The 24,130-nt window shown below is 65.0% G+C and carries 23 protein-coding genes and 1 pseudogene; 14 read left to right on the top strand and 10 right to left on the bottom strand.

What is annotated here, in order from left to right; all coding sequences use genetic code 11:
* Positions 1–7 precede the first annotated feature (7 nt).
* The 3 genes from AC1DUN_RS13575 to AC1DUN_RS13565 all read right to left on the bottom strand — a co-directional run bounded on the left by AC1DUN_RS13575 (position 8) and on the right by AC1DUN_RS13565 (position 1,767).
* Positions 8–457 (bottom strand): universal stress protein, encoded by a 450-nt coding sequence (locus AC1DUN_RS13575; protein WP_477714397.1) that lies wholly within the window; start codon positions 455–457, stop codon positions 8–10.
* Between the two features lie 4 nt (positions 458–461).
* Positions 462–992, bottom strand: a complete 531-nt coding sequence (locus AC1DUN_RS13570) for a flavodoxin family protein (RefSeq protein ID WP_477714396.1) — start codon at positions 990–992, stop codon at positions 462–464.
* Positions 993–1,179: 187 nt separating this feature from the next.
* The gene (locus AC1DUN_RS13565) at positions 1,180–1,767 is read right to left on the bottom strand and encodes a hypothetical protein (RefSeq protein WP_477714395.1); all 588 of its coding nucleotides are present in this window, start codon (positions 1,765–1,767) and stop codon (positions 1,180–1,182) included.
* Between the two features lie 218 nt (positions 1,768–1,985).
* Between AC1DUN_RS13565 and AC1DUN_RS13560 the strand changes: the two genes are divergently transcribed.
* From AC1DUN_RS13560 to AC1DUN_RS13505, 12 genes and pseudogenes are all read left to right on the top strand, one after another.
* Positions 1,986–2,360: a TraR/DksA family transcriptional regulator gene (locus AC1DUN_RS13560; protein WP_477714394.1), complete on the top strand. Its 375-nt coding sequence runs from the start codon at positions 1,986–1,988 to the stop codon at positions 2,358–2,360.
* A gap of 82 nt (positions 2,361–2,442) precedes the next feature.
* Positions 2,443–2,922: a universal stress protein gene (locus AC1DUN_RS13555; RefSeq protein WP_477714393.1), complete on the top strand. Its 480-nt coding sequence runs from the start codon at positions 2,443–2,445 to the stop codon at positions 2,920–2,922.
* Between the two features lie 49 nt (positions 2,923–2,971).
* Positions 2,972–4,501 carry a thymidine phosphorylase family protein gene (locus AC1DUN_RS13550; RefSeq protein ID WP_477714392.1) on the top strand — a complete coding sequence of 510 codons (1,530 nt, stop codon included), beginning with the start codon at positions 2,972–2,974 and terminating at the stop codon, positions 4,499–4,501.
* Positions 4,498–5,403, top strand: coding sequence for a ribose-phosphate pyrophosphokinase (locus AC1DUN_RS13545; RefSeq protein ID WP_477714391.1), 906 nt, complete (start codon positions 4,498–4,500; stop codon positions 5,401–5,403). The genes AC1DUN_RS13550 and AC1DUN_RS13545 overlap by 4 nt, the downstream gene beginning before the upstream one ends.
* 59 nt (positions 5,404–5,462) lie before the next feature.
* Entirely contained in the window at positions 5,463–6,824 is a 1,362-nt protein-coding gene (locus AC1DUN_RS13540) for an MBL fold metallo-hydrolase RNA specificity domain-containing protein (RefSeq protein ID WP_477714390.1), read from the top strand.
* 112 nt (positions 6,825–6,936) lie between these two features.
* On the top strand, positions 6,937–7,437 hold the full coding sequence (locus AC1DUN_RS13535) for a universal stress protein (protein ID WP_477714389.1): 501 nt from the start codon (positions 6,937–6,939) through the stop codon (positions 7,435–7,437).
* A 786-nt stretch (positions 7,438–8,223) separates the two neighbouring features.
* A complete protein-coding gene (locus tag AC1DUN_RS13530) occupies positions 8,224–8,700 on the top strand; it encodes a hypothetical protein (RefSeq protein WP_477714388.1) in 477 nt (158 codons plus the stop codon).
* Positions 8,701–8,972: 272 nt separating this feature from the next.
* Complete coding sequence (locus AC1DUN_RS13525) at positions 8,973–9,380, top strand: hypothetical protein (protein ID WP_477714387.1); 408 nt, start codon at positions 8,973–8,975, stop codon at positions 9,378–9,380.
* 137 nt (positions 9,381–9,517) lie between these two features.
* Entirely contained in the window at positions 9,518–10,027 is a 510-nt protein-coding gene (locus AC1DUN_RS13520) for a hypothetical protein (RefSeq protein WP_477714386.1), read from the top strand.
* Positions 10,028–10,090: 63 nt separating this feature from the next.
* Positions 10,091–10,387, top strand: a complete 297-nt coding sequence (locus AC1DUN_RS13515; protein ID WP_477714385.1) for a DUF2933 domain-containing protein — start codon at positions 10,091–10,093, stop codon at positions 10,385–10,387.
* Positions 10,384–11,019, top strand: a pseudogene (locus tag AC1DUN_RS13510) (methyltransferase family protein); the annotation flags it as partial. The gene AC1DUN_RS13515 and the pseudogene AC1DUN_RS13510, both read left to right, overlap by 4 nt.
* 21 nt (positions 11,020–11,040) lie before the next feature.
* Positions 11,041–11,577: an SRPBCC family protein gene (locus AC1DUN_RS13505; protein ID WP_477714675.1), complete on the top strand. Its 537-nt coding sequence runs from the start codon at positions 11,041–11,043 to the stop codon at positions 11,575–11,577.
* A gap of 53 nt (positions 11,578–11,630) precedes the next feature.
* Here AC1DUN_RS13505 and AC1DUN_RS13500 read toward each other — a convergent pair whose 3' ends face one another.
* Both AC1DUN_RS13500 and AC1DUN_RS13495 read right to left on the bottom strand, forming a co-directional pair.
* The gene (locus tag AC1DUN_RS13500; protein WP_477714384.1) at positions 11,631–12,443 is read right to left on the bottom strand and encodes a hypothetical protein; all 813 of its coding nucleotides are present in this window, start codon (positions 12,441–12,443) and stop codon (positions 11,631–11,633) included.
* A gap of 301 nt (positions 12,444–12,744) precedes the next feature.
* A complete protein-coding gene (locus AC1DUN_RS13495) occupies positions 12,745–13,152 on the bottom strand; it encodes a BLUF domain-containing protein (protein ID WP_477714383.1) in 408 nt (135 codons plus the stop codon).
* 80 nt (positions 13,153–13,232) lie between these two features.
* On the opposite strand from AC1DUN_RS13495, the gene AC1DUN_RS13490 reads away from it, so the two are divergent.
* On the top strand, positions 13,233–14,045 hold the full coding sequence (locus tag AC1DUN_RS13490) for a class I SAM-dependent methyltransferase (protein ID WP_477714382.1): 813 nt from the start codon (positions 13,233–13,235) through the stop codon (positions 14,043–14,045).
* A 7-nt stretch (positions 14,046–14,052) separates the two neighbouring features.
* On the opposite strand, the gene AC1DUN_RS13485 is transcribed toward AC1DUN_RS13490, so the two are convergent.
* Complete coding sequence (locus tag AC1DUN_RS13485) at positions 14,053–14,907, bottom strand: pirin family protein (RefSeq protein WP_477714381.1); 855 nt, start codon at positions 14,905–14,907, stop codon at positions 14,053–14,055.
* Entirely contained in the window at positions 14,904–15,488 is a 585-nt protein-coding gene (locus tag AC1DUN_RS13480) for an NADPH-dependent FMN reductase (protein ID WP_477664832.1), read from the bottom strand. The genes AC1DUN_RS13485 and AC1DUN_RS13480 overlap by 4 nt, the downstream gene beginning before the upstream one ends.
* A 126-nt stretch (positions 15,489–15,614) precedes the next feature.
* Here AC1DUN_RS13480 and AC1DUN_RS13475 point away from each other — a divergent pair, with 126 nt between their 5' ends.
* Positions 15,615–16,544, top strand: coding sequence for a LysR family transcriptional regulator (locus AC1DUN_RS13475; protein WP_477714380.1), 930 nt, complete (start codon positions 15,615–15,617; stop codon positions 16,542–16,544).
* Between the two features lie 16 nt (positions 16,545–16,560).
* On the opposite strand, the gene AC1DUN_RS13470 is transcribed toward AC1DUN_RS13475, so the two are convergent.
* The 3 genes from AC1DUN_RS13470 to AC1DUN_RS13460 form a co-directional block, all read right to left on the bottom strand.
* A complete protein-coding gene (locus AC1DUN_RS13470; RefSeq protein ID WP_477664830.1) occupies positions 16,561–16,815 on the bottom strand; it encodes a hypothetical protein in 255 nt (84 codons plus the stop codon).
* A 586-nt stretch (positions 16,816–17,401) separates the two neighbouring features.
* Positions 17,402–19,570 (bottom strand): response regulator, encoded by a 2,169-nt coding sequence (locus tag AC1DUN_RS13465; protein WP_477714379.1) that lies wholly within the window; start codon positions 19,568–19,570, stop codon positions 17,402–17,404.
* On the bottom strand, positions 19,567–24,130 hold a 4,564-nt coding region (locus tag AC1DUN_RS13460; protein ID WP_477714378.1), incomplete at its 5' end, for a hybrid sensor histidine kinase/response regulator. The genes AC1DUN_RS13465 and AC1DUN_RS13460, both read right to left, overlap by 4 nt.

Genomic DNA, 24,130 nt, shown 5'->3' with positions numbered 1-24,130 from the left:
GCTGATTTCAGCCTTTCACCACCAGCACCGGGACCGGTGCATGCCGCACGATCTGCTCGGCATCGCTGCCCATCAGCACGCGCGCAAGGCCGCGCCTGCCGTGCGAGCCCAGCACAATCATGTCGGCATGGGCCAGGCGGGCCTCCTCGGCGACCCGCTCGCAGACACGGCCGGCGCCCGACTCCACCAGCACGCTGTCACACACCAGGCCCTGGTCGGTGGCGCGGCGGCGCATTTGCGCCAGCATTTTTTCACCGCCGGCGCGCATCAGCGGGAGCAGCTCCTCGCGATACGTTTTCGGGGTCTCAAAGCCGTTGACATGGTCCAGCTCGTCGATCACATGAAAAAGCCGGATATGCGCGCCGTTCAGGCGCGCCAGCCCGATGGCGGTATCCAGCGCCCTGGTGGAGGTGGGGCTGCCGTCAACCGGCACCAGCAGTTGCTGTATCGAAGCCATGCGATCAGACGGCGCTGGGCGACAAAGTCGTCGGGCGCACCGTTTCCTCGCTCTTTGCGCTGTCGCGGACCGCGCTGCCGAACACCTCCAGGGCGGACGAATAGCTGCCGTCGTCCACCGCGCGCGCGGTGAAGGAGGTCGACAGGATCGGAGGCCGGCCCAGAATCCGGTCGATTTCCGCGAAAGCATTGGTCGCGCCCTGCCCGCCCATCACCGAGATGACCGCCACGCACTTGAGGCCTGGTGCATGGTCCCGCACAAAACTGCGCATGGGCGCCGCCAGCTCGGCAAGCCAGATGGGCGCGATCAGCACAACCGACTCAAAACCCCGCGGGTCCGGCCCTTCATAACGGATCGCGGGATGGCGCTTGAACAGCGAATCCATCACGCAGCGCAGCATGCCTGCAGCGCCGGTGCGCGATCGCGCCTCGCTGACCTGGCCGCAGGGCCACTTGAATTTGCTCGACAGGAGATCGGCCACGCGGCGCGATGTCCCGGTGTTGGAATAACAGACGATAAGGGTTCGCTCGGACATGGTTGTGCTCCTTGGAGGGTTGCGCGCAAACAAAGCTGCGGTCGGCCGGGCGCTGCGCGGGCATCGGCCACCGGCAAAGGGTATGGCGAACGGCCGGCTCAGCCCTTGAGGTAAATCAAGGGCGGCGGCCTTGCAGGGCGCCCGCCGTGCTCATTTTTTCGGCGGAACCGGCAAGCGGATCCGCCACCTATTTTTTGGCGCCGGAATCCGCGCCCTTGTCCGCCGCCCGTTTGCCCGCCTCGGCCGATTCCTGTGCGGCTTTTTCCGCGCTCCGCAGGGCATCCTGGGTTGCCTTCATGGCTTTGCGCGTTTGCGCCTCGTCGGGGCGGCCGGCTTTGCGCAGGGCGTCCTCGGCGCGCCCCGACGCCGCGCGCACGGCGGAGGCGGCCCGCCTGGCCGCTTCGGCCGCCTTCGCCGCCAGTTTTTTCATGTCGTCGGTGGCCGTCGCGGCGGCCTGCTCGGCTTTCTCGCGGGCCCTTCTGGCGGCTTCGTCCGCCTTGAGCGCCTGCCCCCGAATATTCGCGGCGGCCCGCTGCGACAGATCCTGGGCGGCGGTTTCGGCCAGCTGCAGCGTGAGCTTGACCAGGTCTGCCGCCGCGCGGGCGGAATCGGCCGCTTCCTCCGCGGCTTTCTGCGCGGCGGCCTTCGAACGCGCGGCCGCGCCCGCCGGCGCGCTGGATGCTCCCGCCGGTGGCTGGGCTTTTTCCGGGGCCTGCGCCATGGCGTCGCCGGCCGCGTAGCCTGCGGCGCAGGTGGCGAAGGCCGCGGCGATCATGAGAGTCCTGGCGTTCATGGTCTACCTTTCGACAAAGTTGGGAATCCATGATGGCCAGAACGGGCCGCCCGGGATTTGACGTAGCGCAAGGGGCAGGCAACGGTGGGTGCTGTTCACCRCCGCTTGCGCCAGATCAATGCCAGGCAGACGGACTTTCCCGAAAATCCCGCACATCCGTCCCTGCAAAGACATCCTCTCCACAAACCTGAGACCCTCCCATGAAGCATTACGACAACTCAATGGCGGCACACTTCGGCAAGCTCCTGGCCGCGCGCGAAGCCGGGTTAAGGGCCACCCTGGACACGGGCTACAGCAAAGAACTAGCGGCCGACCAGCCCGACGACTCGGAAGTGCAGGACTTCAAGGACCTGGCCGACCGGGAGTCACAACACGACATCGCGGCCCTGGAGGCGGTGCACGCCATGAACGAGCTGTCCCAGGTGCTCGCGGCTGGCCACCGCCTGCGGGACGGCAGTTTCGGCCGGTGCCTGGAATGCGGCAAGCCGATAGACCTGCGCCGCCTGGAGGCACTGCCGGAAGCGGCGTTCTGTCTGGCCTGCCAGGCCGCCGGCGAAAAACCGCCGCGTCAATGACAGGGAACTTGATCCGCATCAAGAGTCCTTTCCCGGGAATCGCTCATAGTCATGGCGTCCCAATCCCAAGGAGGCATTCACCATGTTCAAGCGAATCCTGATCCCCGTGGACGGTAGCGACACCTCCACCAAGGCCCTGGTCGCCGGCCTGCAAATGGCGCGCGAGACCGGCGCCAGCGTGCGCCTGGTGTATTTCGTCAACGAGATGGCCTACCTGGGCGGCATAGACCCCTATGGCAACTACTCTGCCGACCTGGCCGGCATGATGCGCGAAGGCGGCGCCAAGGTGCTGGCCGATGCCATGGCCGTGGCCCAGTCGGCGGGTGTGGAGGTCAGCCAGGTCCTGCTCGAAGAGCCCGGAAACCGTCTTGGCGAGGTCGTGGCCACGGCGGCCAGGCACTGGGGCGCCGACCTCGTGGTGGTCGGCTCCCACGGCCGCCGCGGCATAGGGCGCGTGCTGCTGGGCAGCGGCGCGGAGCAGATCCTGCGGCTGGCGCCTGTGCCTGTCCTGGTGGTTCGCAGCGCCGCACCGACAGAGGGCGGCAAGCACCCGGTAGGTTGAACCTGCGAGGCAGACCTCCCCCCGGCGCGATGGCCACGCATAGATCGCCATGCCAGAACCTCCCCACACGCCCGTCGCCAACCGCCTGCGCCTGCGCAGGCTGGGCATAGACACCTACCAGGAACCGGTGCTGTACATGCACCGCGACTGCCCCGTCTGCCGTTCGGAAGGCCTTGAAGCGCAGTCGCGGGTGGAGCTGCGGCTGGACGGCCGCACCATCGTCGCGACGCTCAATGTGGTCAGCGGCGACTTCCTGTCGCCGGATGAAGCCGGCCTGTCCGAGGCCGCCTGGCGCCTTCTCGGCGCCCGGCCTGGCGGGGAAATTTCGCTGCACCATCCCGCGCCGCTCGAATCGCTGGGCCATGTGCGCGCCAAGGTCTACGGAAAACGCCTGGGCCAGGCGGCCATGGATGCCGTGATCGGGGACGTCGCGGCGGGCCGCTATTCGGACCTGCAGCTGGCGGCCTTTGTGACGGCCTGCGCGGGCGAGCACCTGGACACGGACGAAACCATCGCGCTCACGCGCGCCATGGTCAATGCCGGCGAACGCATGCACTGGGGCGAAGGGCCGGTCATGGACAAGCATTGCGTGGGCGGCCTGCCCGGCAACCGCACCACCATGGTCATCGTGCCCATCATTGCGGCCTGCGGGTTGCGCATGCCCAAAACCTCGTCGCGCGCCATCACCTCGCCGGCCGGGACGGCCGACACCATGGAGACGCTGGCGCCGGTGGACCTGGACGTGGCGCAGATACGCCGCACGGTCGAGCGCACCGGCGGTTGCATCGTCTGGGGCGGCGCCGTGCGGCTCAGCCCGGCCGACGATGTGCTCATCCGCGTCGAGCGCCCGCTGGACCTGGACAGCCAGGGGCAGCTTGTCGCGTCCATCCTGTCGAAGAAAGCCGCGGCCGGTGCCACCCATGTGCTGATTGACATGCCCGTCGGGCTGACCGCCAAGGTTCGCAGCGCGCATGCCGCCGGCCAGCTTGCGCGGCAGCTGGAGCATGTCGGCCAGGCCCTGGGCCTGCGCACGCAGGTGGTGCAAACCGACGGTGTGGCGCCCGTGGGCCGCGGCATAGGCCCCGCGCTGGAGGCGCGCGATGTGCTGGCGGTGCTGCGCCGCGAGGACGGCGCGCCGGCCGATCTCGCGCAGCGCTCCCTGTACCTGGCCGGACGGATTCTTGAATTCGGCGGCGCCGCGCCGGCCGGCGGCGGTATTGCGCTGGCCACCGCGGCGCTGGAGGACGGTCGCGCCTGGAAAAAATTCCAGGAGATCTGCGAAGCGCAGGGCGGCCTGCGCGAGCCGCCTGTCGCCCCGTGCCAACAGCCGGTGCCTTCGCCGAGGGCGGGTACCGTGATCGCCATCGATAACCGGCGCCTGGCCCGCATCGCCAAACTCGCCGGAGCGCCCACCTCGGCCTGTGCCGGCATAGACATGAATGTACAACTGGGCGCGGTTGTGGAGCGCGGCCAGCCCTTGTTCACGCTGCACGCGGCCTCGCCGGGCGAGCTGGCCTATGCGCTGGAATACGCCACCACGCAGGCCGAAGCCGTGCATGTGATGGAGGACGCGCGATGAAGCGCGAGCCGATGCTGGTCCTCGCCCTGCCCGGCGGCGCGCCGCTGGCCGCGGCGCTGGCGCGCAGCCTGCGCTGCGGCTGGAGCGAGCTGGCGCTGCACCGCTTTCCCGACGGCGAAACCGGCGTGCGCATCGCCGTGCCGGTTCGGGGCTGCCGCGTCGTGCTGGCCGGCAGCCTGGACCAGCCGGACGCCAAGACACTACCCCTGATCTTTGCAGCGGACGCGGCGCGCGAACTGGGCGCCACGCAGGTCGGCCTGGTCGCGCCCTACCTGGCTTACATGCGGCAGGACAAGCGCTTTCATCCCGGCGAAGCCGTCACCTCGCGCAGCTACGCCCGGCTGCTGTCCGCGTCGCTGGACTTCCTGGTGACCGTCGATCCGCACCTGCACCGCGTGCACAGGCTGGACAAGATCTATTCCCTGCGCACGCAGGTCGTGCCGGCCGCTCCCCAGATTGCCCGCTGGCTGCGCGGCCATGTCGCATCGCCCTGGCTGATCGGGCCCGACGAGGAAAGCGCGCAATGGGTCGCCGAAGTCGCCGGGCTGGCCGACGCGCCCTGGAGCGTGCTGCGCAAAACACGGCGCGGCGACCGGGACGTGGGTGTCAGGCTGGCAAGCCCCGAACGCTGGCCGGGGCATGTGCCGGTGCTGCTCGACGACATTGTTTCCACGGGCGAGACCATGCTCGCCGCGGCAAGCCTGCTGAAAAAAAACCGGCTGGGCGCGCCTGTTTGCATCGCCGTGCATGCATTGTTTGATGCACAGGCCCAGCACCGGTTGCTTGAAGCGGGTGTGTCGCGCGTGCTGAGCTGCGACACGATCAGCCACCCCTCCAACGCCATTCGCATGGCCCCCCTGCTTGCGCGCGCCGTGCGCCTGATCAGCGCCGCCAAAGGCTGAATGCGGCTTTTCTGCGCTATATCAAATAGAGCGGTTTGCGGCGCGCCTAAGCTGGCACCATGAAGATCCAATTCCTGGGCGCCACCGATACCGTCACCGGCTCCAAATACCTGGTCCGGCATGTCAAATCCACCGTGCTGGTCGATTGCGGCCTGTTCCAGGGCTACAAGCCGCTGCGCCTGCGCAACTGGTCGCCGCTGCCCGTGGATCCGGCCGGCATTGACGCCGTGATCCTCACCCATGCCCACATCGACCACAGTGGTTACCTGCCGCTGCTGGCGCGCCAGGGTTTCAAGGGCAAGGTGTTCTGCACGCCGGGCACGGCCGACTTGTGCCGCATCCTGCTGCCCGACGCGGGCCACCTGCAGGAGGAAGAAGCCGAATACGCCAACCGGCACGGTTTTTCGAAGCACGCGCCGGCCCTGCCCCTGTACACGCGCGAGGATGCGCTGCGCTGCCTCAAGCTGCTGCACCCGGTGCCCGCCGGCAAACACTGGCAGCCGGCGCCGGGCCTGAACGCCAGCCTGACGCCTTCGGGCCATATGGTGGGCTCGTCCTTCGTGCGGCTGGACAACGGCTCGCGCTCCCTGCTGTTTTCGGGCGACATAGGCCGGCCCAACGACCTGGTGCTCAAGCCACCCTCCCCCATGGACGGCGCCGATTACCTGGTGGTGGAATCCACCTATGGCGACCGCCTGCACAAGGACTCCGACCCGCTGCTCGCGCTGGGCCAGGTGATCCAGCGCACGGCCGCGCGCGGCGGCGTGGTGGTGATCCCGGCCTTTGCGGTGGGGCGCGCGCAAAGCCTGTTGCACTGCATCGAGGTGCTCAAGACCCAGGGCGTCATTGCGCGCCAGCTGCCGGTCTACCTCAACAGCCCCATGGCGGCCAAGGCCACCCAGGTCTACCTCAAGCACAAGGACGAACTGCGGCTGAGCTCCGCGGAGTGCGAAGCCATGGCGCATACCGCCCATATCGTTGAATCACCGGAAGAGTCGCGCCTGCTCAATGCCAAACACGGCCCCATGGTCATCATTGCCGCCAGCGGCATGGCCACGGGCGGGCGTGTGGTCCACCACCTCAAGGCCTTCGCGCCCGACAAGCGCAACACCATCGTGTTTGCCGGCTTCCAGCCCGGCGGCACGCGCGGTGCCCTCATCGCCGGCGGCGCGCCCACGGTACGCATCCACGGCCAGGAAGTGCCGGTGCGCGCCGAGGTGGCCATGCTGGACGACCTGTCGGCCCATTCGGATGCCGCCGAGATCATGGGCTGGCTGCGCGGCTTCAAGTCCGCGCCCCGGCAGACCTTCATCACCCACGGCGAGCCGGCCGCGGCCGACGCCATGCGCCAGCGCATGGAACGCGAGCTGCACTGGCCCTGCAAAATTCCGTGCTACCTGGAGACGGCGGCGCTGGCCTGAGCGCAGCCGCCGCTGAAACACCTGGTCACGCTCCGGCTTGATGCAGGTCAAGATCGCCGCCCCAAACCAGCCAATACTGTCTATATCGCAACTCCAGACCGAGGCAGCCACCATGTTCAAACGCATCCTGATCCCCGTGGACGGCAGCGAGACCGCCAACAAGGCTTTGGTCGCCGGCCTGCGCATGGCGCGCGAAACCAGCGCCAGCGTGCGGCTGCTGCATGCCATCAATGAACTGGGCGCCATGGCCGCCGACGGCACTTACTCCGGCGACGTGGCCGGCATGCTGCGCGAAGGCGGCGCCAAAGTGCTGTCCGATGCCACGGCCGTCGCGCAGTCGGCCGGCGTGGCGGCCGACCAGAGCCTGTGCGAAGAACCCGGCAAACGCCTGGGCGAAGTCGTGGCCGAGGCCGCCAAACGCTGGGGCGCCGACCTCGTGGTCGTCGGCTCCCACGGCCGGCGCGGCCTGGGGCGCGTGCTGCTGGGCAGCGGCGCGGAAGAGATTCTGCGACTGGCGCCCGTGCCTGTGCTGGTGGTTAGGGATGCGGCTTCGGAGGGTGGGGATCAGGCGGCGGGCAATGGCAGGGGTGCTGAGGTCATGGCATCACTCTAGTTCTTGGCGAGGTCAATACCAACGGTTACGATAGCCATGATTTCCCCTTCCAGGTGAGTTGATGAAAACGCAGTTTCAGTGCAGACTAACTTGTACTCAAGTTACGTCGGAGCTAAAAGTTTGACCTCTCCATCGTGGCACTTTGTTGCCGTAAACCGCATCCCTGACGGGGTGCGGCTCGCTTGGGACGGAAAAGTCCCTTCCATTGGTTAGGCTCGCGAATGCCACCCCCGCAAACCTTGTCGCACCGATGACGGCAGCCAATCGATTCAGATGTCCAGCGTGCGGGTTCTCGGTGTTCAACCGTCGGGTCACCACGTGTGAAGCTTGCAAAGCGCCACTTCCTTCCACACTGAGGTTCAGTGAGAAGGAACTCGCGCAGCTTGCCGAAGAAGCTTTGCGCATTGAGAAGATCAGACGCGACTTGGCACGAGAAGCAGAGCGCCTGGAAGCAGAGAAGCAGCGCCGTCGTGGCGACGGGGGCTGAGAGCACAACGCTCCTGTGCCTGAGCGGCAAGCACAGGGAGTACCCTCACCGAGGGCGCTCTTGAAAGGCCAGCGCAATTCTGGGTTCCCGGCGCCAAGTCTCTACAGAGTGGGTCACTGTTGCGCGGCCGTCGCAAACGCGAGCCTAACCCCTCGTTCAGCCGGACCCGCTACGGTAAGCGCCGTAAGCCCGGCCTGAGGTACATGGTGCATCATCTCAGTCCGGGCTTACGGCGCTTGCCTCTGCGGGCCGGTTAACTCGAACGTTAGGCATCACAAACCCTCCCACGGAAGCATCACATGCCTTTTGACTTGCCATCATTTGTACTAGTGCTGTTCGTCATTTTTCACGGCGTTGCCTTTGGGGCCGGTTTGTACGAGCAGCGGGTCGTCGTCCCGCGCTGGATGGGAAGGTCTCCCGACGGGGCGCGCTACCTTCATCCGGAGGCGATGCGTGTCGACGATTCGGGTCGTCGTTTCTGGGGCTTTGTCAGCACCGGACCACTAAGCCTTTTGACGCTCGTCAATCTCTATTTCGCAGTCGCGAGCACAGCGCCAGTCCGTACCCTTTGGCTTGCTGCGTGTGCGGTAACGCTGGTCGAGCGTATATTCACATTCGCCTTCTTTATTCCCAATGCAATAAGGCTAATGCGCGGCGATGCCTTGTCAACGACTGCACTGCACACGGCAACAAGATGGCGCTCACTCAATTGGCTGCGGTTAGTGCTTTCACTTGCAGGTTGGCTCCTCGCCCTGCTTGCATACGGCGCCCGCTGATGCCTGACCCTTCCTTCAAGCGGGCTGGCCTGCTGCCAGCCACTTAAGTCAAACGTCAGGCGCCCCCGTCAGGCCCAGGAAGGTGGCAACGGCCTTCCTGGCGGCGGCGTCGGGCAGCCGGCATGCAGTACAGGCCGAAGCCGACGCTGGTGGCCTTGGCGGGCTGGGCGATTCTTTCCTGCGGATAGTCCGTGTTGACATAGATCAATACCCGAATCGCTGCAGCCTCTAAATTACAGACGCTGCAACAGCAATTTTTCTGCATTCAAGCCATGAAGACCCTCTTCAGCCGCCGGAACACACGCTACACCGCTATCGTGATGCTGTTCGCCTGGCTGATCACTTTGGGTGCCGGCATTGCCAATGCATGCCTGCTGAGCGATGGACACGGCCATCCCGGGTCAGTGCAACAGCTTCAGGCGACCGCTCATGTTGAGGCAGACGAACACGCATCGGACCCTGACGAGGCGATTTGCCTGACAGTGTGTGCCGCGGAACAAACAGCCGCCATCAAAGTCAAGCCTTTTGACAATGCCGCTGATTCGCAGCTGGCGCTCGTTGCGTGGGCACCTGCGCTGACCGTTGCGCTTGTCGATCCTGATGATCGATCCGCACCCTTGAAAGCTGAGACCTGGCGCGAGCCGCCGGTGTCTATCCGCTTCCTGCGGCTCACCCTTTAAATCCTTGCCCCCTGGCGTGGTGGCTCAGCGCGCACGCGTTGGGGACTCCGCCTGTCTCATGCGTTCCGGCGCCCTGACCGGCCCTGTCGGAACGCCCTCCCATCCAGCCTTGTTCCTGATTTTCCAAAGGAGTTTTTATGACTACGCCTCGCCACACAGTTCTGGCCATTGCCATGGCAGCAGCTTCCCTCGGCGCTTTTTCACAGACCGATGCGGAACACACGCAACACCATGCACCCGAGCCCGCGAAAAAAGCCCTCTCGGCTCCAGCGGCCAAATCACCCTCCATGCCCCGGGAAACGATGGGTGCGATGGGTGCGATGGATGGACAGATCAAAGCCATGCGTGAGATGCACGAAAAAATGGTGGCCGCGAAGACGCCTGAAGAGCGCAAGGCGCTGATGGCCGATCACATGAAAACCATGCAAGACGGTATGTCCATGATGGAAAAAATGGACGCCATGGGGGGTATGCCGCAGATGGGCGATATGAAGGGGACCGGCAAGGGACAGGGACCAGACGCCATGAAAGGCGGTATGTCCATGGACATGATGGGGGCCCACAAGGCAATGCAAAAGCGCATGGAAATGATGACCACCATGATGCGAATGATGATGGATCGCTTGCCCTCACCTCCCGCTCAATAGCTCCAGCAAGCCGCCTGAGCCTGAACGTTTGGCCTTTCGCACCTAAGCACAAAGGAGTTTCAAATGAACGATACCCATGGGCATCCGCCCCCACACAGCCCTCCGTACACACCTTCGACGCCGTTCTGGCGAACACGCTACGGCGCGGGATTTTTGGTGTTTGGCGCCATCACCGCGTATTTTTTGTTGACCGAACATCTGGCGCATGTCGTGGGTTTGCTCCCGCTGCTGTTGCTGCTGGCCTGCCCATTGATGCATGTGTTCATGCATCACGGTCACGGGAACCATCATCATGGCGGCCTTCCGTCCCCTCCTGATGCCGGCAAGCCAAACCAGTCCCAACCTGGAGACGCATCATGAGCCACGACCAACCCGCCTACGGCCTGTGGACGCTGGTGATCTTCAATTCGGCGATCTTCATCATGTTTGCCTACAGCTTTTTCAAACCGGCCACGGCTCGGGACTGGCGAACTTTCAGCGCATTCTCGGCATTCGTCGTGGCTTTGTTTGTGGAGATGTACGGCTTCCCGCTCACCATCTACCTTCTGTCCGGATGGTTGCAAACCAGGTACCCGGGCCTGGACATCCTGACGCATGATGCCGGTCACCTGTGGAGCACGCTGATGGGAGAGAAAGGTGATCCCCATTTCGGGCCCTTGCATATCGCAAGCTACGTATTCCTGGGCTTCGGCTTTTACCTGCTGTCCAGCGCATGGAATGTGCTGTACCACGCGCAGCGCAGGCACTCCCTGGCAACCGCCTGGCCTTACGCCCGGATTCGACATCCGCAGTACGTGGCATTTGTCCTGATCCTGCTGGGTTTTCTGATCCAGTGGCCTACCCTGCTGACCTTGCTGATGTTTCCGGTCCTGTTGCTGATGTACGGGCGTCTGGCCGTGGCTGAGGAAGCAGAAATGCGCGCCCGGTTCGGCGCTGAATTCGACAGCTATTCGAGGCGCACGCCGCGGTTCTTTCCACGCTTCGGCCAGAGCCGGCCTCGGCGGCTTGAGCCAATGAATTCGCAGTACCCGTTTCACCGTGAAACCACGGTTCGCGTGGCGGCGAGTCCCCAGGCGGTGTTCGCGCTGCTGGACGACCATCAACGGCTGGCAGCGCACATGGAGAAACCCTCGCTGATGATGGCCGGGGCCGCCATGAAGATAGAGACCGACGGCAACAAGGGCAAAGCGCTCGATTCAGTGATCACCATCAAGGGACGGATGCTCGGCATGGCCCTGTCGGTGTCGGAGAAAGTGACCGAATACGCACCACCACTGCGCAAGTCGTGGGAAACCTTTGGTGAAACGCATCTCCTGGTCGTTGGCGCCTATCGGATGGGTTTTGTGCTTGCGCCGGACGCCGGGTCGCCGCAGGAGTCATCGCAGTTGCGTGTGTGGATTGACTACGACTGGCCTGCGGGACGATGGGCACGCCTGCCCGGAAAACTCTTGGGGCGAATCTATGCCGACTGGTGTGTGCACCGCATGGCTATCGATGCGGAGCGTGCATTTTTGAAAGAGGAAGTCAGGGGGCGTGAGCTGCCTGGCTAAACGCCTTGAATCAAGGCGGCGCCTTTATCTTTGAAAAAATGCACCGGGGCGCTTTATTTGCCCAGCCCTATCGCCGCGCGCATTTTCTCCAGCTGCTCCGCGGTTGGCACCACAAAGGAGAATTGCGGGCCCAGGTCCATGGCGACGGCGAGCGGCTTGGACGGTGCCGTCAGGCCCTGGAAGGCGGCAATCGCCTTCTTGGCGGTAGCCTCCGGCACGCTGGCGTGCAGGTAGAGGCCAAAGCCGACGCTGGTGGCCTTGGTCGGAACCACCACGAGGCGTGCCTGGTGCACCTTTTCGGAGCGCCCGGCCAAGCCCTTAAGGCTGACACCCAGCGCGGCGGGCTCGCGGGTGACGACGCCTGCCCAAGACTGCTCTTCCCAGGCGAAGACGGCTTTGGCGATCAGGCCCTGCTGCCCGACGGTGGCTTGCGGCGCGACGTCCTCCACATTGCCGCACAGGCCCTCGGCTTTGGCGATGGCGGCTTCCACGCCGGCGGCCGTGCCGAAGCATTTGGAGCGCTGGAGCTGGTCCAGCACGGCTTTCTGCTCGGCCGGCGGCAGGGTTTTCAGCGCCACGGCGCCCGCATCCGTGGCGGCCTTGCCGACCACGGTGATGGCCAGCACGGCGGGCTGGACCACTTCATTGTTGAACACCGCGAGCTTGTAGCCGCTCATCAGGCCGGTGACCTGGTTGGTGTAGACCCAGCAATAGGGTGTGCGCCCCGACGAGGTGATGTCGTCCACTTTCTTGATGGCGTACAGCGGCGCCTGCGGCAGGCCGGCGCGGCCTATGAAGGCATGCATTTCCTGTTCGGCCACCGCGCTTTGGTAGGCGGCCTCACCGCGGAAGAGCTGGGGGTTCATATAGGCCCCTCCCTCGCAGCTTTGTGCCTGGGCGGCCGGTGACAGGCAGGCGGCTGCCAGTGAAAAGGAAATGAGGGACAGATAACGCATGTTGGGCTCCCGAAGCAGTGGCGTTTGGCGTTGAGGTAACTGGGCTGTGGCTACCCGAATTGGTAACCAAACGTCACAAGCACGCTTTGGGCCATCATACTGACGCTCCGGCTGAAAATGCTAACTTTTTACTGCGGGTTGACCCGGATATTAGGCTGAAAGCGTAGCCATCAGTTCTACAGTTTGGCACCCGGCACCCGAGCTCTCCATATCAAGGCAGCGCCTGTATTCTTGAAAAAAACACCCGCATCAAGTCCGTGAACGCATCCGCCGGAACGGTTTCATGCCGGCGGGCGTCCAGTTCGGCGATGTGCTCCATCTCCATGGGCTGTGCTTCAAGCGCCGCCATGGAGATGTCCTTGAAGATGCGTTCCCGGGTGGTCGTGATGTAGACGATGCGGCAGTTGTGGTGGCGCATGTCGGTCGCGATCTGCACATACTTGCCGAGAACGGCCTGCTCCGGGCCTTCCAGGATCTGGGCGAACACGCCGCCCCCAAACACCAGCAGGCCGGTGATGCCCAGGGGCGGGTTGTTTTTGGCCGCGCTTTTCAGGACGCCGTTTACGGCCTCCTCGTTGATGCCTTCCTTGGCGTCGCTGAGGTAGAGTAGTCTGATCATGATGCAGCGCTCCTTGAACCCTGGAACCAAGCCATGACGGGATACGCGCATGCACACCGGCTTGAATCGAGGACAAACACGTGAGGACCATCCCGCTGGCGGAAGGCCGCCATGCTTTCGGCCGGCATCCTGAAGACTATGCGGCCGGCCGGCCCGGTTATCCGGCTCGGCTCTTTGAGATTATCCGCGCGCAATGCGGCATTCGGGAGGGTGGCCGCGCCTTTGAGATCGGCCCCGGTACCGGGCAGGTGACAGGCGCGCTGCTGGAGATGGCGATATCAAAGCTCACGGCCATAGAGCCCGACCAGCGCCTATGCGATTTTCTGGCTGGCGCCTGCGGCCGCCCGCAAGCGGCCCGGCTGGAAATCATGGCCTCGACCTTCGAGGAAGCTGAATTGCCGGCCGCCTCCTTTGATTTCGGCGTGGCCGCGACCTCGTTTCACTGGTTGAAGGCCGGGGAAGCCCTGGACAAAGTGATGCGCCTGCTGCGCCCCGGCGGCTGGTGGATGGCCTGCTGGAATGTCTTTGCCGACCCTTTCAGTGAAGACCCGTTCCTGAAAGCGACACAGCCGATTTTTGAGCGGCTGGAGCGCACCCCGGGTTTTGGCGACGGCACGCGGCTGCCGTTTGGCCTGGACAAGGCGCGCCGTACCGCGGAATTGCAGGCGGCGGGCTTCGTGAATGTGTCGTCCGAGGTGGTTTGCCGAACCGCCCCCCTGAGCACGGAAGAAATCGTGGCGCTGTATGCCACGTTTTCGCAGATCACCAGGCGCCCCCAGGCTGAGCGAGAAGCCATAGAGCGGGAGCTGCGCCAGATCTGCGCGGACTTTGGCGGGCGGGTGCAGCGGACTTTCCTGACGCCCATTTACTGGGCGCAAAAGCCTATTGCCTGAGCTGCGGTTAGCCCAGGCGCCCTTCTTCCCGCAACCGCATCCCGATCCGCTGGATCTCGGCCTCCCCCTGCGCCAGCGCGGCCCGGCTGGTGTGCACCGAGTAATACCCCATGACCAGTTCATGCGGATGTTTGACGGCCGAGCCCAGCACAAAGGCCGTGTCGCCCTGGGCCGTGAAGGCTATGGCCTCGCCGGACTCTTCGAACACCGCGAGTTCGCCGGTGGCTAAGGGGCCGCCGCTCTCGTCGCCCGCATCCAGCCGTCCCTGGTTGACCGCGACCCAGCCCACGGTGTGGCCTTCGGGCGGTGTGTAGCGCCACTGCTCGCCGTCCTTCAGCGTGACGGCCAGGTAGTTCATCTGGGCCGGCGCGGGAATCGGGCTTTGCGCCGTGCCGTAGCGGCCCAGCAGCACACGCGCCGGGCCTTCTTGCGGCAGCTGCCCGGGCGACAGGTAAAGGCTTTCGGCCGGCGCGTTTTCTTCGGCCGCGGGAAGCGCAACCCAGAGCTGGAAGCCCTGGACCGGTGAGTCGCTGACGGGCGCGCCTGTGTGCCAGACGCCATTGCCCGCGCGCATCCATTCGACGCCGCCGGCCGGCAGCATGCCCTTCTTGCCGGTGGTGTCTTCATAGCTGACCTGGCCTTCGACCATATAGGTCAGCGTGGCGATGCCCGAGTGCGGGTGCATGCCAAAGCCTTTGTGGCCGGCCGCCGGCTTGAAGCCGAACAGGTCCAGGAAGACAAAAGGCTTGAGGAACTCGCCAAGGTCGCCGGGGCTGACGAGCCGCGTGATGGGCCCATGGGCGCTGCCGCGCGTGCGGTGCACGATGGCGCGGGCGGCCGTTGCAACTGCGGCGCTGCTCATACGGCCTCCCTGGCGGTTTTAAGCGCCCTCGCCCACCAGGCCATGTCGTCCAGCAGGCCGGTGGCGGCCTGGGCCAGGTGCGGAAAGTCTTCAAAGCTTTTGCCCTGCTTCCAGATGCCCATGAACTCGACCATGCCGATGTGCACCGCATTGCGCACGGGCGCCATCTGCAGCTCGGTGGCGACCAGGCGCAGCTGCTCGACGGCCCGCGCCGCGCCCACGCCGCCGTAGCCGACAAAACCTATGGGTTTGCGGATGAACTCCTTGTAGGCATAGTCCAAGGCGTTTTTGAGCACGGCGCTGGGGCCGTGGTTGTATTCGGGCGTGACCACGATCAGGCCGTCCAGCGTGGCGAGTTTGGCGGCCCAGCGCTGCGCGGCCTCGTTCTTCACGGGCGCCCAGGCCGGCGACATGGGCTCGGCGAAGAAAGGCAGCGGATGGTCGCGCAGGTCTATCAGCTCAAAGGCCAGGTCTGTGCGCTGCTGGGCAAGCGTATGAATCCACTGCGCGGGCTTGTCACCGAAGCGGCCTTCGCGGGTGGAGCCGATGATGATGCCGATACGGGGGGTGTTTGAGCTCATGGGATGGTCCTGAAAAACAAGGTGGGAGGCCTGGGCGGCCCATGGACGGAAGATTAGGGCGACACCCATTGATTGACTAGATGGCAGAATCGGATTGCACCCATCCATTCAAAGAAGGAATACGCCATGCTGGACCTCAACGACATCGCCATGTTTGTGCAGGTGGTGCGCTGCGGCAGCTTTGCCGAGGCGGCGCGGCGCCTGGGCCTGCCGGCCAATACCTTGAGCCGGCGCGTCCAGCAGCTGGAAAACCAGCTAGTCACACGGCTGATGCAGCGCTCCACGCGCAAGCTCACCTTGACCAGCGCGGGCCAGGCTTTTTATGAGCGCTGCGCGGGCGCGGTCGACGGGCTGGCCGAGGCCGGCCAGGAACTGGCGACCGGCAGCCAGGAGCCCAGCGGCCTGGTGCGGGTGGCGGCGACCGCCGATTTTTTTGATTTTTTCCCCATGGAATGGGTGGCCGAATTCCTGGCCGCGCACCCGCGCGTGCGGCTGGACTTTGTGCTCAGCGACGCCCACGCCGACCTGATTGCCGAGCAGATCGACGTGGCCTTCCGCGGCGGACCCATGCGCGACTCGGGTTATGTGGGCCGCCAGCTGCTGGGCGCGCGCAGCGACGGCATGGTGGCCAGCCCGGCCTACATCGCCGCACGCGGCGCGCCGGCCACGCTGCAGGATTTGCTGGAGCACGACTGCGTGACCTCGCCCCACCCCAGCGGCCGCACCACCTGGCGCCTGGCGGGCCCCGGCGGCATGGAAGAGGAAGTGCAGGTCGCGGGACGCTTCAGCGGCAACACCGCCCAGGCGCTGCGCAAGGCCACACTCGCCGGCCTGGGCATCGCACTGCTGCCGCCCGCCATGGCCAGGCAGGACGTGCAGGCCGGGCGGCTGGTGCCCGTGCTGCCGCAATACCAGCGCACGGGCCACGGGCTCAGCGTGCTTTACCCCAGCCGGCGGCAGTTGCCGCTGGCGGTGTCGGCTTTTATTGCGTTGGTGATGGACAAGCTCAGCGAGGTGGAGAGCTTGCCGGAAATACTGAAGCCCGAACGGCGCTGAGCGGGTAGCGCGGCGATCAGTTCACCGAAATGTTGTCCATGTTCACGGTGATATTGATCACCGCGACATTGCCGTATACATCCACCTTGATGGAAATCTGGTTGGGGGCCGTGGTTTTATAGACGACGAGGTCACATATGCCTTCCGCCACATTCTGCGGCTGGCCGAAGTTCGCGGTGCCGTTGAGGCCCCACCTTACGTTTCCCACGGTCACGGCGGTCGTGTTTTGCGCTTGGGTTCCACCCACAATATTGACGGTTACATCGGTCATGTCGTTCTCCATCCGGTTTGAAAAAATGGTGTGCATCCACTGGATAGGCGGGTTCACCGTCCAGGGGAAATCACTGTAGGACCGTGCTTGCTGGAAAACCATTACGCGCCATTACGCCGGGCATGCCGATGCGCTTGGACGGGGAAATCCGGAATATCCAATATCGAACTCCGAAACAAAACAAGGACACGCCTTGGCGTGTCCTTATGAATTTCGGTATTCGGCTGTTTGGTATTCCTGTCCCCACCCCTTGTGTATGCGCCGAGGAGCGCAGGTTCAGGCGGATCAGGGATCGCGATTGTCTGAGCGAAGCGCAGCCTAGCGAGTTCGAGCGAGACCCTGGACCGAGCACCGCAGGCTGCCCGCAGCGAAGCGGAGGGACGCAGACACCAGGGTCGCCTTTTGGTATTCGCGTAACTTCGCTTCGCGAAGTGAGCGAATCCCCACTGCGTGACCTTTGCTTACGTTCTTTTGGCGAAGCAAAAGAAAGTAAGTCGCCCGCCGGGGCGAGACCCGGCCAGCTGAACTAAGAAGAGGAAAGAGGAGGATGAGGAGGCAGAGCGCGCCAGGCCGGAGCAAGACCCGGCTAACTTCCCCGCTGCCCCGCCGGCTGACTCACGATAGACAGCAGGTAATCAATATCGGCGGGCTTGACAACATGATGGTCAAACCCAGCATGTTGCGAGCGCTGGCGGCTCTCGGCCTCGCCGTATCCGGTCAGCGCGATCATCAGTGCATCCTTGGATTCGGGGCTGTTGCGCAGCTGGCGGGCCACTTCAAAGCCGTCCATGCCCGGCAGGCCGATGTCGAGGATGAGCACGTCGGGCGCGAACTCCCGGGCCATGGTGAGCGCCGCCGCGCCGTCGTTGGCGACCCTGACCACATAACCCTCGAGTTCGAGCAGGACTTTCAGCGTGTCGGCCGATGCAGCCAGGTCGTCGACAACCAGGACTTTGCGGGAGGCTGCCGGCGCCGGCCTGGCGGGGGGCGGTGCGTGCTCCACCGCAAGCACGGCCCCCTCGGCCAGCACGCGGGCCGGGAAGTACACGGAGATGCGGCAGCCTTTGCCGTGGCCCTCGCTGTAGGCCTCCACCCTGCCCTGGTGCAGTTGCACCAGGTGCTTGACCAGCGTGAGGCCTATGCCCAGGCCTCCCTGGGCGCGGTCCAGCGCCTGGTCGCCCTGGGCGAACAGGTCAAAGATATGCGGCATGAATTCGGCCTCTATGCCCTGGCCGGTGTCCGAGACAGTGATGCACAGCTCGTCGCCCTGGAGGGCGGCGCCCAGGATGATCTTGCCCCCCGGATCGGTGAACTTGGAGGCGTTGTTGAGCAGGTTGGACAGCACCTGCGACAGGCGCACCAGGTCGCCCTGCAGGACGATGGCCTCGCCGGGGATGTCCAGCGTGAGTTCCTGCTGCCTGGCGGCCAGCAGGGGGTTGCTGGCCTCGACGGCGCGCTCGCACAGGGTGGACAGCCGCACCGCCTCCATGTGCACGGTGACTTTGCCGCGGACTATGCGCGAGACGTCCAGCAGGTCGTCGACCATCCTGGACATGTGGTCCACCTGGCGGGAGATCACGTCGCGCGCCCAGGCCACGGTCGGGTCGGCGACCTGGGCCCCGTGGATGATGTGCACCGCATTGCGTATGGGCGCCAGCGGGTTGCGCAGCTCATGGGCCAGCATGGCGAGGAACTCGTTCTTGCGACGGTCGGCCTCCTGCACCAGGGTGTAAAGCCTGGCGTTCTCCATGGCGATGGAGGCCCGGCCCACGACTTCACTGAGCAGTGCGGCATCGGCCTGCGCGAAGCCGCCGGCCCTGCCGAACAAGATGAGCGCGCCCAGCTGCTGCTCGCCGGCCACCAGCGGGCAGACGGCCATCTCTTCATGGTCGGCCGGAAATTCCGGCCACTCGGCGGGCGGCGTGGCCGCGGGCTGCGCCGCGCACAGCTCGGTCGCGGGCAAAAAGGCAATTTCCCGCGTGAGCATGGCATCACGGACCAGCGCCGCCATGGAAGGGCTCATATCGCGCTGGCATTCGAGCAGCACCGGGCCCACGGCGGCATCGGCGCTGCCCGAAATCTTCAGGCAGCGGCAGTGCAGATTTCCATGGCCGTCCAGCAGGGCGACGGCCGCCATGTCGCCCAGGCCGGGCACCGCGATGTCGGCCAGCGCATGGGCGGTGGCGTCGATATGAAGGGACATGGAAAGCCGCTGGCTGGCCTCGGCCAGGTAGGCGGCGCGGCGCGTGGCGTCTTCGGCGGCGGCGCGCGCCGCCTCGGAGCGTGCCAGCGCCTCGCGCTGCACGGCCTGCTGCTGCAGCTGCCGGTGCATGCGGTGCAGGTCGACAAACACCTTGACCTTGGAACGCAGCACGTCGGGTACGACCGGTGACGAGATGTAGTCCACCGCGCCCAGCGCATAACCCTTGGCGGCCTGGGCCTCGTCGACGTAGGCGGTGATGAACAGGATGGGGGTCTGCGCGCTCTTTTTGTACTGCCGTATCAAGCCGGCGGTTTCCAGGCCGTCGATGTCGGGCATGTTCACGTCCAGCAGGATGACGGCGAACTCCATTTCCAGGATCAGGCGCAGGGCCTCCCGGCCCGAACGGGCGCTCACGAGGTTTTGCCCCAGCTCCTCGAGGATGCTGCCCATGACGACGTGCTTTTCGGGCAGGTCGTCGACGATCAGGATGTTGACCGGGTCCGGGTTCCGCATGCTTGCCGGCTCCTGCGGCATGGCAAGGACGGCGCTCATCGCGGCAACCAGGCGCGCAGCACGGCGAGCAGGTTCTCCGTGTTGACGGGTTTGGACAGGTAATCCCAGGCGCCCGCCTCTATGCATTTCTCGCGGTCGCCTTTCATGGCCTTGGCGGTGACCGCGATCATGGGCAGGGTCTTGCCGGCCGGCAGCTTGCGGATCTCCTGCATGGTGACTAGGCCGTCCATCACCGGCATCATGATGTCCATCAGCACCACGCTGAGCCGGGGGTCGGAGGCGACCTTGGCGATGGCGTCATGGCCGTTGTCGGCCCAGACGATGTCCATGCCCTCTTCCTCGAGCACGGTGGCCAGCGCGAAGATGTTGCGCATGTCGTCGTCGACGATCAGCACCCGTTTGCCCGCGAGCGACTTGTTGGCGTCGTGCAGGGTCCTCAAGGTGCCGCGCTGCCGCTCCGTCATGCGCGCCTCGTTCACATGCAGGGCATGCAGGGCCAGGTCCAGCACCCGCGGGACGGACCTGGCCTCGCGGAACAGATAACCGTCGCGGGCCTGCCAGGCGGGCTGGTGCAGCGCGTCTATCGGGCCTTCGCGCCAGACCACCACCGGCAGCGGCCCTAGCACCGAGGGGGCCGGCAGGGTATGGCGCAGCTGCTCGAAACCGTCCTCCAGCGTGGGCTCATCGGTGATGGCGCATTCAAAGCGCGCGAAGTCCTCGGGCTTGACGCCCGCCAGCGAGGCCACCGTCTGGCACAGGATGTGGCTGTGGCCCAGCAGGCCGGTGACCTCGGCGCGCAAGGCCTCGTCCTGCAGGGCAACCAGCACATGCCGCACCGGGCGCGAGACATAGCGGTGCAGCTGGTCCAGCATCTCGTCAAGCACTTCCTTGGCGGGTATGGGCTTGGCGATAAAGGCCATGGCGCCGCTGCGGTAGGCGCGTTCCTGGGAATCGTCGGTGGAAATGACGCAGACCGGGATATGCCGCACGCTGAAGTCCTGCTTGATGCGTTCGAGCACGCGCCAGCCTTCCATGTCGGGCAGGTGCATGTCCAGCGTGATGGCCGACGGCTTGAATTCGGCCGCCAGCGTCAGGGCGCCGGCGCCCAGCGAGGTCACCAGGCCCTTGAAGCCCTTGGCGCGCGCGGCATCGAGCAAAAAGCTGGCGAAAGCCAGGTCGTTCTCGACAATCAGCAGCACAAAGTCGCCGGGCTGGATGTTGTGCCTGTCGTCCGCGGCCTCGTCGGCCGGCGCGGGGGCATCCAGGGACAGGGCGGCGTCGTCGAAGGCGCTGTCCTGCTTTTCAAAACCCAGGCGGCTGACGGGCGCGGCGGTTTCCATGCGCTGCTCGGCGCTGCCGCCGGGCTTGCGCGCGCCGCGCCACGAGGAATAGGTCAGCGGCAGGTAGAGCACAAAGCTGCTGCCCTCGCCCGGCGCGCTGGACAGGCGTATCTCGCCGCCGAGCAGGCGCGAAAGTTCGCGGCTGATGGCCAGGCCCAGGCCGGTGCCGCCGTACTTGCGGGAGGTAGAACCGTCGGCCTGCTGGAAGGCCTCAAAGATGATCTGCTGCTTGTCGGCGGAAATGCCTATGCCGGTGTCGGTGACGGAAAACGCCAGCACCTGCTGGGCGCGGTTGAGTTCCTCGTGGTCGGTACTCCAGCCGGTGAAGGCCTCCTCGATGGCCAGGGCCACATGGCCCTGGTGGGTGAACTTGAAGGCGTTGGACAGCAGGTTCTTGAGGATTTGCTGCAGGCGCTTGACGTCGGTCACCATGGACACCGGCAGCTGCAGCCCGGTGGTGATCAGGAAGTCCACGTTCTTGGCCTCGGCCACGTGGCGGAAGGTGCGCTCCACATACATCTGCAGGTCGGACAGGCGCAGCTCGTTGACGTCCACCACCACCGTGCCCGACTCGATCTTGGACAGGTCCAGGATGTCGTTGATCAGCATCAACAGGTCGTTGCCCGATGAATGGATGGTCTTGGAAAACTCCACCTGCTTGGCCGTCAGGTTGCCTTCGGAGTTCTTGCACAGCTGGTCGGACAGGATCAGCAGGCTGTTGAGCGGCGTGCGCAGCTCGTGCGACATATTGGCCAGGAACTCCGACTTGTACTTGGAGGTCAGCGACAGCTGCTTGGCTTTTTCCTCGAGCGCCTGGCGGGCCTGCTCGACCTCCTGGTTCTTGCGCTCCACCTCGTCGTTCTGCTGCACCAGCAGGTGGGCTTTTTCCTGCAGCTCCTCGTTGGTCTGCTGCAGCTCTTCCTGCCGGCTCTGCAGCTCCTGCGCCAGGGACTGCGACTGGGTCAGCAGGTCTTCAGTGCGCATATTGGCCTCGATCGTGTTGATCACGATGCCAATACTCTCGGTGAGCTGGTCCAGGAAGGCCTGGTGCGTGGGGTTGAAACGCTCGACCGAGGCGAGTTCCACCACACCGCGGACCTGGCCCTCGAAGATGATGGGCAGCACCAGGATGTCCATGGGCGCCACCTCGGTCAGGCCCGACGAGATCCTGAGGCCCTGCGGCAGCGAGGAAGTCAGCAGGATCTTCTGCTTGTCGAAGGCGCACTGGCCAATCAGGCCCTGACCCAGGTCGATTTCCTTGCCGTAAGCGCCCTGCCCGTCGGAGGCATAGCTGGCCATCAGGCGCAGGCGCGGCCTTTCCTGGGTGTAGCTCAACACGTAGAACTCGGCCTGCTGGGCGCCCACCACGGGCGCCAGTTCGGACAGGATCAAATGGCCCACGGCCACCAGGTCTTTCTGGCCCTGCAGCATGCGGCTGAACTTGGCCAGGTTGGTCTTGAGCCAGTCCTGCTCGGTGTTGACCTGCGTGGTGTCCTTGAGGTTGCGGATCATTTCATTGATGGTGTCCTTCAGTGCCGCCACCTCGCCCAGCGCCTCCACCGTGATGGAGCGCGTCAAGTCACCCTGGGTCACGGCCGTCGCCACCTCGGCAATGGCACGCACCTGGGTTGTCAGGTTGGCGGCCAGCTGGTTGACGTTTTCGGTCAGGCCTTTCCAGGTGCCGGCCGCGCCCGGCACCTTGGCCTGGCCGCCCAGCTTGCCCTCCACCCCCACCTCGCGCGCCACCGAGGTCACCTGGTCGGCGAAGGTGGCCAGCGTATCGGTCATGCCGTTGATGGTGTCCGCCAGGGCGGCGATCTCGCCCTTGGCCTCCACGGTCAGCTTGCGCTCCAGGTCGCCGTTGGCCACGGCCGTCACCACACGCGCAATGCCGCGCACCTGGCTGGTCAGGTTGCCGGCCATGAAGTTCACGTTGTCGGTCAAGTCCTTCCAGGTGCCGGCCACGCCCTGCACATCGGCCTGGCCGCCCAGCTTGCCTTCGGTGCCCACCTCGCGCGCCACCCGCGTCACTTCGGAGGCAAAGGACCGCAGCTGGTCCACCATGGTGTTGATGGTGTTCTTGAGCTCCAGGATTTCGCCCTTCACGTCCACCGTGATCTTTTTGGACAAATCGCCGGCCGCCACGGCTTTGGTTACGTCGGCAATGTTTCGCACCTGGGAGGTCAGATTACCGGCCATGAAGTTCACGTTGTCGGTCAAGTCCTTCCAGGTGCCGGCAACACCCTGCACGTCGGCCTGGCCGCCGAGCTTGCCCTCGGTACCCACCTCGCGCGCCACCCGCGTCACTTCGGAGGCAAAAGACCGCAGCTGGTCCACCATGGTGTTGATGGTGTTCTTGAGTTCGAGRATYTCGCCCTTCACGTCCACCGTGATCTTTTTGGACAGGTCRCCGGCCGCCACGGCSGTCGTCACCTCGGCGATGTTGCGCACCTGGSCYGTSAGGTTGGARCCCATGGAGTTGACCGAGTCGGTCAAGTCYTTCCAGGTGCCGGCMACGCCCTGCACGTCGGCCTGGCCGCCCAGTTTGCCTTCGGTGCCCACTTCGCGTGCGACACGCGTCACTTCAGACGCAAAGGACCGCAGCTGATCCACCATGGTGTTGATGGTGTTCTTGAGTTCAAGAATCTCGCCCTTGACGTCCACCGTGATCTTCTTCGAAAGGTCACCGGCCGCCACGGCCGTCGTCACCTCGGCAATATTGCGCACCTGGCCGGTCAGGTTGGAACCCATGGAATTGACCGAGTCGGTCAAGTCCTTCCAGGTGCCTGCCACGCCCTGCACATCGGCCTGGCCGCCCAGCTTGCCTTCGGTACCCACCTCGCGCGCGACGCGCGTCACTTCAGACGCGAAGGACCGCAGCTGGTCCACCATGGTGTTGATGGTGGCCTTGAGTTCCAGGATTTCACCCTTGACGTCCACGGTGATCTTTTTGGAGAGGTCGCCGGCCGCCACGGCCTTGGTCACCTCGGCGATATTGCGCACCTGGCCCGTCAAATTGGAGCCCATGGAGTTGACCGAGTCGGTCAAATCCTTCCAGGTGCCGGCCACGCCCTGCACATCGGCCTGSCCGCCCAGCTTGCCTTCGGTGCCCACCTCGCGCGCGACGCGCGTCACTTCGGAGGCGAATGAGGAAAGCTGGTCCACCATGGTGTTGATGGTGTTCTTGAGTTCGAGAATCTCACCCTTCACGTCCACCGTGATCTTTTTGGACAGGTCGCCGGCTGCCACGGCCTTGGTC

Source organism: Polaromonas sp. P4_F6, from assembly GCF_056401275.1.
This window is presented reverse-complemented; position numbering and strand designations above follow the sequence as displayed.